Consider the following 12,946-nt stretch of genomic DNA (forward strand, 5'->3'; position numbering starts at 1 on the left):
TGCTTACGCTTTTCAATGAGCGGGGCCGCGCGCCGGTTCCGCCTTGGCCGCCGATCACGCAGGGTTTACGAGACCGCCATGCGCTCCCTTTTCGCCTCCGCCGCCCTGATGCTCCTGCTGGCCGCCTGCACCGTTTCGACGGAAGGCGCGCCGGAGCAGGCCGCGGTCGCGGGCGCCGTCTGCGACGTGCCGGACGATGTGCGCCCCGCCCGCCCCTATCGCGTTCCGCAGGACGAGGTGGCCGCCGACGTGCCGGTCGCCTTCAACATGCTGGCGGTCAGTTGGTCGCCCCAGGCGTGCCGCAGCGGCAAGGACTATCCGGATGAGCGCTATCAGTGCGCCAACAATCAGTTCGGCCTGACCCTGCACGGGCTATGGCCCAACGGCGCCGACAATAAACACCCGCGCTATTGCGCCGCGCCCGGCCCGGCCATCCCGGTCGAGACCGTGCGCGAACATTTCTGCATGATCCCCTCGCCCAGCCTGCAGCAGCACGAATGGGCGGCCCACGGCACCTGCGGCTGGGACAGCCCCGAGGCCTATTTCGCCCAGGCGGCGAGGATGTGGGACGGGCTGAACAAGCCGGACCTGGAGGCCATTCCGGCCCAGCGCCTGACCGCCGGCGCCATCCGCGACGCCTTCGTCGCCGCCAATCCCGGCTTCCCCCGCGACGGGGTGTTCATCGCCACCACCGACGGCTGGTTCCGCGAGGCGCGGCTCTGCTACTCCAAGGACTATCGGCCGATGCGCTGTCCGCGCGGCCTGGGCGCGCCCGATCGCGAGCGGCTGAGACTGGCGCCCAAGGGCGTTCAGCCCGGCGCGCAAACGACCGGTTAACCAGAACAGGGTCAGGCTGCGGATCGCTGTTTCGTCCGAGGCCGTCATGTCGACCATGCTGACCCAGTCCCGCCGCCGTTCCAGCGACCATTTCCAGCCCGAGGACATGGAGCCGCAGGAGCAGCGCCGCCTGCGCGGCCTGCTGGAGCAGATCGACTACGCCGCCTATGTCGCCAACCGCGAACTGATCGGCCACGCTCTCGCCCAGGTCGACGTCGGCGCTTTTCAGAAGCTGGCCGTGCTGACGGCCCAGGCGCGGGTCCGCTGGGGCGCCGAGGCCGTGCGCCTGGCCGAATCCGGCGCCCCGGCCACGCCCGACCAGGTGGCTCGCCTGACCGCCGCCCGCACCGCCTATGACGAGTTGGCCGAGGCCTATGACGCCCTGCGCCGGATGGTGGAGCGGGGCTATCTGCCGCTGAAATAGACGCCGGGCGTCAGTTCAACCCCGAGATCAGTCCAGCTTCTGAGGCCGGGTGACGATGGGGGCGTCGGGGTCGTTCTGGGCGGGACGCGCCTGGGTCGGCGGCGGACCGTCGGCCGGGGCCGGGGCGTCCGGCTGGGGCGCGGCCGGCGGCGTCACCACAACGACAGGCGGAGGCGTCGCCGCCGCCGGAGGCTGGGTCACGGGAGCCTGAGCCGCAGGCGTCGAGACCGGCCGGGTCGGCGCGGGCGCCGGACGCGCAGGCGCAGCGCTTCGCGTCGAAGGCGACGGAGCGCGGGCGGCCGGAACGGCGGCGGGCGGCGTTTCGGCGGCGGCCGAAGCGGGCTGCGGCGTCGGCGCGGGCGTCTCCGGCGGGACGACGGGAGCCTCGACCGCCGGTTCCGTGACGACGGCAGGGGGCGGTGACGCCTTCTCTTCCGCACCCGAGCGCGCCAGCAACCACACCGCCACAGGAACTAGGACGGCGGCGGCCGCCACGCCCGCATAGAGCGGCCAACGCGAGCGGGGCTTGGGCGCGGCAGGCGTCAGGGGCGCAGCGATCGTCTCGACGACCGTCGGCGCTACGGGCGGGACGGCAGGCGCGGGAGCCGCAGTCGGAATGGTGGAGGCGGCCGGAGCCGTCGCGGCGGGCGCCGCGCTGGGCGCGGCTTGCGGCTGGGGGCGCGGCGTCAGCGCGGCGGCGGGCGTCGGAGCCGGCGCGGGTTGCGGCGTGGCCGGTTGTGGAGTCGCCGCAGGGCGGCGGCGGGGCACCATGGAGCCGCCGAAGACGTCGGCCGGGCGGGCGGCGGGCGCGGCGAGACGCGCGGCGGCGGGCTGGGCCGCCTGCGGGCGCGGTTGGGCGGGCTTGGCCTGCGTCGGCTTGGGGTGCGGCGGCATGGCGGCCAGGCGCGCCAGGCCCTCGTCGCGCGGCAGGGGACCGACATGGAAGGCGGCCTGAGGCGGGCGGCCCCAGGTGATCTGGCCCCGGCGGAAGGGTTCGGGCTGCTTTACCGGCGCCGGATTATCAGGCGTATGGGGCTTGTCGTCGGCGTCGGACATTCGGTCTCCGGCGCCCGGCCGGGCGCGCATCAGGTCGAAAAGGCGTTAGAGGGCCAGGACGGTGAGCGCCGAGTTCGGCGCTTTCGTGACCGTCAGTTCTTCAGACGATAGCCGGTCTTGAAGATCCAGCCCACCACCGCCAGGCAGCCGAAGAAGAAAGCCAGCGTGGCCGCAAGGCTGATCTGAACGCTGACGTCCCCCACCCCATAGAAGGCCCAGCGGAAGCCCGAGATCAGATAGACCACCGGGTTGAACAGGGCGACGGTGCGCCAGCCCTCGGGCAGCATGTCGATCGAATAGAAGGCGCCGCCCAGGAAGGTCAGGGGCGTGACGATCAGCATGGGCACGAACTGAAGCTGCTCGAAATTCTGCGCCCAGACCCCGATGATGAAGCCGAACAGGGCGAAGGTGGTCGAGATCAGGATCAGGAAGGCCAGCATCCAGAAGGGGTGCAGGATTTCGAGCGGCACGAAGAGGGCCGCCGTGGCCAGGATGATCAGGCCCAGGATCGCCGACTTGGTCGCCGCCGCCCCGACATAGGCCAGCACGATCTCCAGCGGCGAGACGGGCGCGGACAGGAGCTCGTAGATCGTGCCTGTGAACTTCGGGAAGTAGATGCCGAAGCTGGCGTTGAAGATCGACTGGGTGAACAGGCTGAGCATGATCAGCCCCGGCACGATGAAGGCGCCGTAGGGGACGCCGTCCACCTCGGTCATGCGGCTGCCGATGGCGCCGCCGAAGACGACGAAATAGAGCGACGTGGTGATGACCGGCGTCACCAGCGACTGCCACAGGGTGCGCAGGGCGCGGGCCATCTCGAAGCGATAGATGGCCCAGACGCCATATCCGTTGAACGCCATCACGCGGCCTCCCGATCCTGATGGACCAGGCCGACGAAGATGTCCTCGAGCGAGCTCTGGCGGGTGCTGAGATCCTTGAAGCCTATCCCCAGGTCCGACAGGCGGCGCATCAGGGACGGCACGCCGGTCTTTTCGGCGTTGGAATCGAAGACGTATTCCAGCTCGGCCCCGTCGCATTGCAGCGCCAGGTTCCATTCGGCCAGTTCGGGCGGCAGGGCCGCCAGCGGCTCCTGAAGCTGAAGGGTCAGGGTTTTCTTGCCCAGCTTCTGCATCAGGTCGGCGGTCTTCTCGACCAGGATGAGTTCGCCCTTGAGGATGACGCCGACGCGGTCGGCCATCTCCTCGGCTTCCTCGATGTAGTGGGTGGTCAGGATGATGGTCACGCCGCGCTCGCGCAGGCGACGCACCAGCGACCACATGTCCCGGCGCAGCTCGACATCGACGCCCGCCGTGGGCTCGTCGAGGAAGAGGATTTCCGGCTCATGGCTCAGCGCCTTGGCGATCATGACGCGGCGCTTCATCCCGCCGGACAGGGTCATGATCTTGGCGTCCTTCTTGTCCCACAAGGAAAGGTCGCGAAGGATCTGTTCGACATAGGCCGGGTTCGGCGCCTTGCCGAACAGGCCCCGGCTGAAGGTGACGGTGGCCCAGACGGTCTCGAAGGCGTCGGTCGTCAGCTCCTGCGGCACCAGGCCGATCTTGGTGCGGGCGGCGCGATAGTCGCTCTGAATATCGTGACCGTCGGCGGTGATGGTCCCGGTCGAGGGCGTGACGATGCCGCAGACGATGGAGATCATCGTCGTCTTGCCCGCCCCGTTGGGCCCCAGCAGGGCGAAGATCTCGCCCTTCTCGATCTCCAGGTCGACCTGCTTCAGGGCCTGATGCCCCGTCTTATAGGTCTTGGTCAGACCCTGGATGGTGATGACGGCTGGCATGGAGGCCCCTCCCGGCTTGGGCGAGGCAGATAAGAAGGCGCCCCCGCCCGCTCAAGGGCGCCGTTTGGACAAGATTGACAAAAATCAGACGTCGGAGCGCCAGCCGAACACCAGGGTCTCGCGGTGGCCGAAGCGCGACAGGTGGTCTGCGAACACGACCTTGAAGCGGTCCATGTCGTCGCCGACATCGCCTTCCAGCCTGACCAGCAGCCGGTCGGCCAGGGCCTGCATCTTGCACACCCCCATAGGCAGGACGATGCGGGCGTTATCGGGCGTGACGACGGTCTCGAACTTGTGCGCCCAATGCTTGCCCAGTTGCTGCATATAGCGGCTGGCGTGGGCGGTCAGGACTTCGACGGTCGCCACCGGACCCGTCTGATCGGCGGCGACATCAAAAGCAGCGGGGACGGTAGCGGCGGTCATGGCGATCCTCACACGAACAGGCGGCCACCATAACAAATTGCGATTGGTTCGCAATATCACAAGAAACTCGACCACCCTCCCGCGGGTTTCCCCTCTGACGCCATGAAAGGGCGACGCCATGTCCCGTCTTTCCGTCCTGCCCGTTCTGAGCGTAAGCCTCAGCCTGGCCTTGGCCCTGGAGGCATGCGCCACACGCAGCGCCCTGCCTGACGACGCGGGCTTCGGCGCCGCCCCCGCCCTGCCCGCGCCCCGGCCCCAGACCGTTCCCACGGTCAAGATCGCCCGCGCCGTCGGTTGGCCGCAGGGGCAGACGCCGGTTCCGGCCGCAGGCCTGGCGGTCGGCGCCTTTGCGACAGGGCTGGACCATCCGCGCTGGCTCTATGTCCTGCCCAACGGCGACGTGCTGGTCGCCGAGTCCCAGGCGCCGGCGAAGCCGAAGGAGAAGACGGGCGGCCTGCGCGGCTGGATCGAGGGGCTAGTGATGTCGCGCGCCGGATCAGGCGACACGCCCAGCGCCGACCGCATCAGCCTGTTGCGCGACGGCGACGGCGACGGAACGGCGGAGACGAAGACCGTCTTCCTGAGCGGGCTGACCTCGCCCTTCGGCATGGCCCTGATCGCAGAGCGGCTGTACATCGCCAACGCCGACGCCGTGGTCGCCGTCCCCTATCAGACGGGACAGACGCGCATCGACGCGGCGCCGGTCAAGGTCGCGGACCTGCCCGCCGGGCGCAATCACCACTGGACCAAGAGCCTGGTCGCCTCGGCCGACGGGACGAAGCTCTACGTCGGGGTCGGCTCCAACTCCAACATCGGCGAGAACGGCCTGGACGAAGAAGTCGACCGCGCCGCCATTCTGGAGATCGACGCGGCGACGGGGGCGCGGCGCGTCTTCGCCTCGGGACTGCGGAACCCGGTCGGCCTGGCCTGGAATCCGCAGGACGGGCGGCTGTGGACCTCAGTCAATGAGCGCGACGCCCTGGGCGACGATCTGGTCCCCGACTACATGACCTCGGTCACACGGGGCGACTTCTACGGCTGGCCGTGGAGCTATTACGGCCAGAACGTCGACGAACGGGTGCAGCCCGCCCGGCCCGACATGGTCGCCAGGGCGATCAAGCCCGTCTACGCTCTGGGATCGCACACGGCGTCGCTGGGCCTGACCTTCTACGCCGGGACGCTGCTGCCGCAGTGGCGCAACGGGGCGATCATCGGCCAGCACGGCTCATGGAACCGCAACCCGCCGTCTGGATACAAGGTCATCTTCGTCCCCTTCCGTGACGGGCGCCCGGACAGGCCGCCGCAGGACGTGCTGACCGGCTTCCGCAACACCAAGGGCGAGGCCATGGGGCGGCCGGTCGGCGTGGCGGTCGATGGACGCGGCGCCCTGCTGGTGGCGGACGACGTCGGCGACGCGGTCTGGCGCGTGACGCCCGCCGCGCGATAAGATGCGACGGCGGCCTGATCAGTCATGAGGGCGCGAGCCTGATTTCATCTGTAGACGACCAGGCGTGAACCCGCCGATCAATCCCGGATCAGGTTGACCCTGCGTCGGCTTTCGACTTGACCTTACGTCATTGAAAAGGTCGCGAAAGCTTGCCTTTTTGTCGAATGGCCCCGCCTGCGTCTCCGCCGCCGGTTGACCCGCCGCCCCGCGCCGTTCATCAACCATGACAAAGGCAATCGGGAAGAGGCGGCGCACCCATGGGACTGGCGGCAAACATCCGGCGTGACATCAAGTTCGCTGGCGGGCTGTTCAGGCTTCTGAAGCGCATCAAGCCCATCACGCTCGACAGCGATGTCCTGGCCTGCGACGACATCGAGGAGGCGGTCGACAAGTTCGGCCCCAACGTCGCCGTCGAGGACGAAACCCGCAAACTGACCTATCGCGAGTTCGAGGCCCTGGCGAACCGCTACGCCAACTGGGCCAAGAGCCGGAACCTGAAGCGCAGCGACGTCATCGCCCTGGTGATGCACAACCGCGTGGAATACGTGGCGGCCTGGTTCGGCTTCTCCAAGGTCGGGGTGGCCACCGCCCTGATCAACAACAATCTGACCGGCGCGGCCCTGGCCCACTGCCTGACCATCTCGACCGCCTTCAACGTGGTGACGGACGAGGACTGCTGGCAGGCGGTCGAGGACGCGCGCGGCCTGGTCGATCGCAACCTGATGATCTGGGTCCATGGCCTGGGCGAAGAGAACGAGACCAACGCGCGCCGCGACCTGGACAACGCCGTGCGCAGCGCCTCCTCGGTGCGGCCCGACCGTTCGCTGCGCCAGGGCATGACCAATCGCGACACGGCCCTGTACATCTTCACCTCAGGCACGACCGGCCTGCCCAAGGCGGCGCGGATGCCGCATTCGCGGGTGCGGACCTATATGCGCGCCTTCGCCGGAGCCACCGCCTCGACGCCCAAGGACGCCCTGTTCAACGTCCTGCCGCTGTATCACTCGACCGGGGGCCTGGTCGGCGTCGGCTCCGTGCTGCTGAACGGCGGGCGGATGGTGACGCGGCGACGCTTCTCGGCCACCCATTTCTGGCCGGACGTGAAAGCGACAGGCGCGACCATGTTCGTCTACATCGGCGAGCTGTGCCGCTATCTGGTCAACAGCCCCGAACACCCGGACGAGAAGGGCCACAAGCTGCGGCTGGCCTTCGGCAACGGCCTGCGCCCCGACGTGTGGCCCGAGTTCCAGAGCCGCTTCGGCATCAAGGACATCCTTGAGTTTTACGGCTCGACCGAAGGCAACGTCTCCCTGTTCAACTTCGACGGCAAGGCCGGCGCCATCGGCCGGGTGCCGGGCTTCCTGAAGTCGCAGATCAACATCCGCCTGATCGCCCTGGACCCGGAGACGGGCGAGCCGGTGCGCGGCGCCGACGGCCTGTGCCGCCTGGTGATGAGCGGCGAGACGGGCGAGGCCATCGGCCAGATCGGCAGCGACATCCGCCACGACTTCTCGGGCTATGCCGACAAGAAGGCGTCAGAGAAGAAGATCCTGACTGACGTGCTCAAGAAGGGCGACCGCTGGTTCCGCACCGGCGACCTGATGCGTCAGGACCGCCAGGGCTATCTCTATTTCATGGACCGTCTGGGCGACACCTTCCGCTGGAAGGGCGAGAACGTCTCAACCGCCGAGGTCGAGCAGCGCCTGTCCGAGGCGCCGGGCGTGCAGGAAGTCATCGCCTATGGCGTCGAGGTGCCCGGTCAGGAAGGCAAGGCGGGCATGGTCGGCCTGGTGCTGGACGAGAAGTTCGACGCGGCCAGCTTCGCCGCCTGGGCCGACGCGCAACTGCCGACCTACGCCCGGCCGGTGTTCGTGCGGATGCTGAAATCGGCCGACACCACGGGCACCTTCAAGTATCGCAAGGTCGATCTGGTCGCCGACGGCTTCGATCCCGACAAAGTCGACGGCCCCGTCTGGGTGCGCGGCGGCAAGGCCGGCTACCAGAAGCTGACCGCCAAGGCCCGCGAAGCGATCCTGAGCGGCGCGACGCGGCTTTAGAAAAACGCCAGCCGTCTCTCCCTCCCCGTCCCGGGGAGGGAGAGGGTTGTGTTCATTTTCGTCCCGAACCGGGATTCGCGAAACGCGGCCTTAAGCATTAACGCCGATAACGGCGTCCTGACCCTTTCGGCTCCAGGACGTCTGCTCGCCTCATGTTCCAGATCATCGGCATCATCATGCTGTTCGCCATGGTGTTCGGCAGCTTCCTGCTGCACGGCGGCAAGATGGCGACGATCCTCTATTCGCTGCCCTATGAGCTGATGGCCATCTTCGGGGCGGGCATCGCGGCCTTCCTGATCTCCAACAGCCTACCGGTGATCAAGGCCACCCTGGGCGGCCTGGGCAAATGCTTCGCCGGGCCGAAGTGGAAGAAGCAGGACTACAAGGACCTGCTCAGCCTGCTGTTCCAACTGACCAAGACGATGAAGTCCAAGGGCGTGATCGCCCTGGAAAGCCACATCGAAAAACCGGCCGAGAGCGCCATCTTCCAGAAGTATCCCAAGGTGCTGAAGGACCACTTCGCCACCGACTTCATCTGCGACACCCTGCGGATGATGACCATGAACCTCGAGGATCCGCACCAGATCGAGGACGCCATGGAGAAGCAGCTGGAGAAGCACCACCACGAGGCCCTGGCCCCCGCCCATGCGCTGCAGACCCTGGCCGACGGCCTGCCGGCCCTGGGCATCGTCGCCGCCGTGCTGGGCATCATCAAGACCATGGGCTCGATCACCGAACCGCCGGAAGTCCTGGGCGGCATGATCGGCGGCGCCCTGGTCGGCACCTTCCTGGGCGTTTTCCTGGCCTATGGCCTGGTCGGGCCGTTCGCCTCGCGCCTGAACGCCATCGTCGAGGAGGAAGGCGCCTACTACAAGATCATCCAGTCGGTGCTGGTGGCCCACCTGCACGGCAATGCGGCCCAGATTTCGGTCGAGATCGGCCGCGGCGACATTCCCTCGACCGCCCAGCCGTCCTTCACCGAAATGGAAGAGGCCCTGGCCGCCGCGCCGATGGAGGCCTAGGGCCCTTCGGCGACCTTCGGAACACGGAGCGTTCACGACGGTTCTCTCAGGATCACGGCCGCGTGCGCGGCCTTACGCCTGGAGCCGTCCCATGCCTGTGCGTCCCACCTGCCGTCCCGCCCGTTTCGCGGCCGCGCTCGGCGGCCTGTCGATCCTGACGCTGGCCGCCGCCTGCAACGAACGGGCGCCCGAACAGCCCGCGCCCCTCGCCGACGCAACCCCCGCAGCGGCGGCGCCGCCGGTCAGCCCCATCCCTGCGCCCGATTCGACCGGATCGGCGGCGCCGCCGCCAGGCGACTCCGTCCCGGCCCCCACGCCCCCGACCCTGCCGCCGGACCCGAACGAGCCGACGCCGCCCGATCCCATGGACCCCACGGCGGCGCGGCCGGTTCCCCCGGACAGGCCTTGAATTTCGGGACTGAATCCGGCCGCCCTCAAGTTGTCTTCACGAACGCGTGAGAAATCGCTTGCGCTCATCCTCACGAAGCCGTTATCACTTCCTCAGCGAGGTTCATGGTCTCGCTTTTACCTTCTGAAGGAAGAAACCTATGCGCATCACCGCTCTGATCGCCGCTTCGGCCGCTGCTCTGGCCCTGGCCGCTTGCCAACCCGCCGCCACCGACAAGGCTGAAGACGCCGCTGCCGACGCCACCGCCGCCGCCGACACCGCTGCCGACGCCGCTGCTACGGCCGACGCCGCCGCCACCGACGCTGCCGCCGCTGCTGGCGAAGCTGCTGGCGAAGCCGTCAAGGCTGCCGACGCCGCTGCCCCGGCTGCCGACGCCGCTGCCGCTCCGGCCGCTGCTCCGGCTGCTCCGGCTGCCGCTCACTAAGACTTACGTCTTGGATCGCGGTCTTCGGATCGCGATGCGGAAAGGGGTCGTCCTCACGGACGGCCCCTTTTTCATGTCCGCTTTCCAGACAGGGCGGCTTTCGCCCGGCGACGCGGCCCGATAGACCCCCGCCATGACCGCCGCACCGCCCCCCGACGTCTCGCCCCAACTGCTGTGGGCCGAAGACGGCTCGCCCCGCTCGGGTCAATTCGGCGACGTCTATTTTTCCAAGGATGACGGTCTGGCCGAGACCCGCGCGGTCTTCCTGCAAGGCTGCGGCCTGCCCGACGCCTGGAGCGGGCGACCCGCCTTCACCGTCGGCGAGCTGGGCTTCGGCACCGGACTGAACATCGTGGCGCTGCTGGATCTGTGGCGGCGCACGCGCGCGGATGGGGCGCGGTTGCGGGTCTTCTCCATCGAAGGCTTCCCCCTGACGCGAGACGAGGCCGCGCGCGCCCTGACCGCCTGGCCCGAACTGGCCGAGACGGCCGCCGGGGTGCTGGACGTCTGGCCCGCCGGGACGCCGGGCTTTCACCGTCTGGACCTGCCGCAGTGGGGCGCGACGATCGACCTGGCCGTCGGCGATGCCCAATGGGCGCTGGAGCAATGGTCGGGACCGGCCGACGCCTGGTTCCTGGACGGGTTTTCACCCGCGTTGAACCCCGGCATGTGGTCGCCCGAAATCCTGGCCCTGGTCGCGGCGCGCTCCGCGCCCGGCGCGCGGCTGGCCACCTTCACCGTCGCTGGCTCCGTGCGGCGCGGCCTGGCCGAGCATGGCTTCACCGTCGAGAAGAAGCCCGGCCACGGCCGCAAGCGCGAGCGGCTGGAGGCTCGCATGGCGGGCGAGCCGCCGATAGACCATCCCCGCCATGTCGCCGTGATCGGCGCCGGGATCGCCGGAGCCGCCGTCGCGCGCGCCCTGATCGCCGAGGGCGCGCGCGTCACCGTCATCGAAGCCGAGCAAGCGGGCGCGGGCGCTTCAGGCTTCCCGGCTTCGCTGGTCACGCCCAGGCTGGATGCGGGCGACGCCTTCATCGCCGGGTTCCACGCCCAGGCGCTGGAGCGGGCGGGAAGCCTGTATCGCGCCCTGCCCGGCGCCGTCGTGGCCGAGGGGGTGCTGCAACTGGAGCAGGCGCCGCGCGACGCAGCCCGCTTCGACAAGATCGCGGCCCAGCCCCTGTGGCCCGAAGGCGCCATGCAGAGGCTGGCCCCCGCCGCCTGCGCCGAGCGCCTGGGCGAACCCACGACGCGCGGCGGGCTGATGATGGGCCAGGCGCTGGCGGTGCGCTCCAGCGCCATACTGGAGCCGTGGCTGGCCGGGGCCGAACGGATCACAGGATGCGCGGCCAAGCTGGAGGCGACCACGGGCAGCTGGTGCGTGAGGGGCGCGGACGGCGCCGTCCTGATCGAGGCGGACGCCGTGGTGCTGACGGCGGGCTGGGGATCGGCGCGACTGGCGCCCGATCTGCCGCTGTCGCCGGTGGCGGGACAGGCGGACTGGGCCCAGGGGACGCCGCCGCCTCTGCCCGTCGCCTGGGGCGGATATGTCGCGCCGACCAGCGAAGGCGTGCTCTACGGCGCCACCCATGAGCGGGGCGAGGCAGCGCCCGAGACGTCCGACGCAGCCAGCGCCCGCAATCAGGCGACCCTGGGCGACGCCCTGCCCGGCCTTGCCGAGATCGTACGTCAAACATCCGCCGAGGCGCGCGGCCGCCGCGTCGCCGTGCGAGCCACGACGCCCGACCGCCTGCCCCTGTGCGGAAAATGGAAGAGCGGGCTTCATGTCCTGACCGGTCTGGGTTCGCGCGGTTTCTGCGTCGCCCCCCTGCTGGGCGAGCATCTGGCGGCGATCATCATGGAGCGCCCCTCGCCCCTGCCCGCCCAGGCGGCCCGACGACTGAGCCCGCGCCGCCATGAACCGCAACCGACGGCGCCGTCGGACGTTGACAGCAAAGGTTCATCGTCAGGCGCTATCTGAACTGGGACGAGCCGCCGCCTGGGCTCGAGATTTCATGGAGTACGCCATGTTCGCCCGCCTCGCCCCCGCCATCGCCCTGTCCGCCGTCAGCGCCCTGGCGGCCTGCGCCCCGGTCGCAGCGCCCGCCGACGGAACCACGGCCACCGCCGCCAACGCGCGCAAATGCTTCTTCCAGGGCGATGTCCGCAGCTTCCGCGTCTCGGCCGACGGACGGAAGGTCTATGTGCGCGAACTGGACAAGACGGTCTATCGGCTTGAGGTCGCCGGCTCCTGCCCGGAATTGCGCGACGCCATGGCCATCGGTTTCGCGCCGATGGGCGGGGCGAGCAGCCTGTGCACCGGCGACTACACCCGCTTGGTCGTCGGCGGCGCGCCCTCGGCCATCCCGTGCAGCGTGCGGATGACCGGCGCCCTGACCGAGGCCGAGCTGGCGGCCCTACCGGAACGGGAGCGCCCCTGAGCCGGAACGCTCCTGAGCGCGTTCGAACCACGCTCATCGCGCTTGCAGCTCATACTTTTAGTATTTGGGAACGACTCGTTAAAGCGCGGCGCGCCACCACGCGCCCTCACTCAAAAATCAAAGCTCGACGATCATCGTTACAGAACGTAGAGTCATCGAACTTCATCAAGAAGGGGCAAACTTACCGGAGACTTCATGCCACGCACATCCTCGCTTCTAATCGCCGCCGTCGGGGTGCTCTCTTTATCCTCCTGCGCCCCCACGACAGGAACAGGCAAATCTGAAAACCTCACACCCAATGATCATTGTTTTCAACCCAGCAAAACCAGCAATTTTCGAGGAACAAATAAGACTTTTTACTTAAGAAGTCAGAATAGAGATATATTCGAACTTAAAACCACAGAACAATGCCCAGAAACTGATTTCAATCTTCCTGTTAAATTTAACTCACACGCTATGAATAGCTACATATGCACCGGCGACACATCAATTATAGAGATGTCTGGACAGGGAATTCGCAGTCTTTGCCGGGTTGAGGTTGTCAAAAAATTGACTGAGGCCGAGATCGCCGCGCTGCCCTCGCAAGATCGCCGTGGCCGCGACTGATCCACGCT

General features: G+C 68.3%; 14 protein-coding genes. 10 read left to right on the top strand and 4 right to left on the bottom strand.

The window, feature by feature from the left end:
• The first annotated feature begins 78 nt into the window (after window positions 1-78).
• Together AC3IPP_RS14030 and AC3IPP_RS14035 are read left to right on the top strand one after the other, a co-directional pair.
• Window positions 79-837 carry a ribonuclease T2 family protein gene (locus AC3IPP_RS14030; protein ID WP_489149414.1) on the top strand — a complete coding sequence of 253 codons (759 nt, stop codon included), beginning with the start codon at window positions 79-81 and terminating at the stop codon, window positions 835-837.
• A gap of 46 nt (window positions 838-883) precedes the next feature.
• Complete coding sequence (locus AC3IPP_RS14035) at window positions 884-1,261, top strand: hypothetical protein (RefSeq protein ID WP_489149415.1); 378 nt, start codon at window positions 884-886, stop codon at window positions 1,259-1,261.
• A gap of 27 nt (window positions 1,262-1,288) precedes the next feature.
• Here the strand turns inward: AC3IPP_RS14035 and AC3IPP_RS14040 are convergent, their stop codons facing one another.
• From AC3IPP_RS14040 to AC3IPP_RS14055, 4 genes are all read right to left on the bottom strand, one after another.
• Window positions 1,289-2,317, bottom strand: coding sequence for a hypothetical protein (locus tag AC3IPP_RS14040; RefSeq protein ID WP_489149416.1), 1,029 nt, complete (start codon window positions 2,315-2,317; stop codon window positions 1,289-1,291).
• Between the two features lie 92 nt (window positions 2,318-2,409).
• Window positions 2,410-3,177 (bottom strand): ABC transporter permease, encoded by a 768-nt coding sequence (locus AC3IPP_RS14045; protein ID WP_489149417.1) that lies wholly within the window; start codon window positions 3,175-3,177, stop codon window positions 2,410-2,412.
• The gene (locus AC3IPP_RS14050; protein WP_489149418.1) at window positions 3,177-4,112 is read right to left on the bottom strand and encodes an ABC transporter ATP-binding protein; all 936 of its coding nucleotides are present in this window, start codon (window positions 4,110-4,112) and stop codon (window positions 3,177-3,179) included. Before AC3IPP_RS14050 ends, AC3IPP_RS14045 begins: the two co-directional genes overlap by 1 nt.
• Before the next feature lie 84 nt (window positions 4,113-4,196).
• The gene (locus tag AC3IPP_RS14055) at window positions 4,197-4,535 is read right to left on the bottom strand and encodes a DUF2218 domain-containing protein (RefSeq protein ID WP_087140348.1); all 339 of its coding nucleotides are present in this window, start codon (window positions 4,533-4,535) and stop codon (window positions 4,197-4,199) included.
• 118 nt (window positions 4,536-4,653) lie between these two features.
• On the opposite strand from AC3IPP_RS14055, the gene AC3IPP_RS14060 reads away from it, so the two are divergent.
• The 8 genes from AC3IPP_RS14060 (at window position 4,654) to AC3IPP_RS14095 (ending at window position 12,938) form a co-directional block, all read left to right on the top strand.
• Window positions 4,654-5,982 carry a PQQ-dependent sugar dehydrogenase gene (locus AC3IPP_RS14060; protein ID WP_489149419.1) on the top strand — a complete coding sequence of 443 codons (1,329 nt, stop codon included), beginning with the start codon at window positions 4,654-4,656 and terminating at the stop codon, window positions 5,980-5,982.
• A gap of 257 nt (window positions 5,983-6,239) precedes the next feature.
• The gene (locus tag AC3IPP_RS14065) at window positions 6,240-8,039 is read left to right on the top strand and encodes a long-chain-acyl-CoA synthetase (RefSeq protein ID WP_489149420.1); all 1,800 of its coding nucleotides are present in this window, start codon (window positions 6,240-6,242) and stop codon (window positions 8,037-8,039) included.
• A gap of 152 nt (window positions 8,040-8,191) precedes the next feature.
• On the top strand, window positions 8,192-9,061 hold the full coding sequence (gene motA, locus AC3IPP_RS14070) for a flagellar motor stator protein MotA (protein WP_087140351.1): 870 nt from the start codon (window positions 8,192-8,194) through the stop codon (window positions 9,059-9,061).
• A gap of 91 nt (window positions 9,062-9,152) precedes the next feature.
• Window positions 9,153-9,470, top strand: a complete 318-nt coding sequence (locus AC3IPP_RS14075) for a hypothetical protein (protein ID WP_489149421.1) — start codon at window positions 9,153-9,155, stop codon at window positions 9,468-9,470.
• 139 nt (window positions 9,471-9,609) lie between these two features.
• Window positions 9,610-9,894 (top strand): hypothetical protein, encoded by a 285-nt coding sequence (locus AC3IPP_RS14080; protein WP_087140353.1) that lies wholly within the window; start codon window positions 9,610-9,612, stop codon window positions 9,892-9,894.
• Window positions 9,895-10,027: 133 nt separating this feature from the next.
• Window positions 10,028-11,872 (top strand): tRNA (5-methylaminomethyl-2-thiouridine)(34)-methyltransferase MnmC2, encoded by a 1,845-nt coding sequence (mnmC2, locus tag AC3IPP_RS14085; RefSeq protein WP_489177415.1) that lies wholly within the window; start codon window positions 10,028-10,030, stop codon window positions 11,870-11,872.
• Between the two features lie 46 nt (window positions 11,873-11,918).
• Window positions 11,919-12,332 carry a DUF6491 family protein gene (locus AC3IPP_RS14090; protein WP_489149423.1) on the top strand — a complete coding sequence of 138 codons (414 nt, stop codon included), beginning with the start codon at window positions 11,919-11,921 and terminating at the stop codon, window positions 12,330-12,332.
• A gap of 195 nt (window positions 12,333-12,527) precedes the next feature.
• The gene (locus AC3IPP_RS14095) at window positions 12,528-12,938 is read left to right on the top strand and encodes a hypothetical protein (protein ID WP_489149424.1); all 411 of its coding nucleotides are present in this window, start codon (window positions 12,528-12,530) and stop codon (window positions 12,936-12,938) included.
• Window positions 12,939-12,946: the final 8 nt, after the last annotated feature.

Source organism: Brevundimonas sp. KH_060, from assembly GCF_057838275.1.

What these genes read in the sequence shown, in the direction of transcription:
- AC3IPP_RS14040 (WP_489149416.1), bottom strand. Translation starts at nt 2,317, where the DNA reads ATGTCCGACGCCGACGACAAGCCCCATACGCCTGATAATCCGGCGCCG.
- AC3IPP_RS14065 (WP_489149420.1), top strand. Translation starts at nt 6,240, where the DNA reads ATGGGACTGGCGGCAAACATCCGGCGTGACATCAAGTTCGCTGGCGGG.
- AC3IPP_RS14075 (WP_489149421.1), top strand. Translation starts at nt 9,153, where the DNA reads ATGCCTGTGCGTCCCACCTGCCGTCCCGCCCGTTTCGCGGCCGCGCTC.
- AC3IPP_RS14055 (WP_087140348.1), bottom strand. Translation starts at nt 4,535, where the DNA reads ATGACCGCCGCTACCGTCCCCGCTGCTTTTGATGTCGCCGCCGATCAG.
- AC3IPP_RS14050 (WP_489149418.1), bottom strand. Translation starts at nt 4,112, where the DNA reads ATGCCAGCCGTCATCACCATCCAGGGTCTGACCAAGACCTATAAGACG.
- AC3IPP_RS14060 (WP_489149419.1), top strand. Translation starts at nt 4,654, where the DNA reads ATGTCCCGTCTTTCCGTCCTGCCCGTTCTGAGCGTAAGCCTCAGCCTG.
- AC3IPP_RS14035 (WP_489149415.1), top strand. Translation starts at nt 884, where the DNA reads ATGTCGACCATGCTGACCCAGTCCCGCCGCCGTTCCAGCGACCATTTC.
- AC3IPP_RS14095 (WP_489149424.1), top strand. Translation starts at nt 12,528, where the DNA reads ATGCCACGCACATCCTCGCTTCTAATCGCCGCCGTCGGGGTGCTCTCT.
- motA (WP_087140351.1), top strand. Translation starts at nt 8,192, where the DNA reads ATGTTCCAGATCATCGGCATCATCATGCTGTTCGCCATGGTGTTCGGC.
- AC3IPP_RS14080 (WP_087140353.1), top strand. Translation starts at nt 9,610, where the DNA reads ATGCGCATCACCGCTCTGATCGCCGCTTCGGCCGCTGCTCTGGCCCTG.
- AC3IPP_RS14045 (WP_489149417.1), bottom strand. Translation starts at nt 3,177, where the DNA reads ATGGCGTTCAACGGATATGGCGTCTGGGCCATCTATCGCTTCGAGATG.
- AC3IPP_RS14090 (WP_489149423.1), top strand. Translation starts at nt 11,919, where the DNA reads ATGTTCGCCCGCCTCGCCCCCGCCATCGCCCTGTCCGCCGTCAGCGCC.
- AC3IPP_RS14030 (WP_489149414.1), top strand. Translation starts at nt 79, where the DNA reads ATGCGCTCCCTTTTCGCCTCCGCCGCCCTGATGCTCCTGCTGGCCGCC.
- mnmC2 (WP_489177415.1), top strand. Translation starts at nt 10,028, where the DNA reads ATGACCGCCGCACCGCCCCCCGACGTCTCGCCCCAACTGCTGTGGGCC.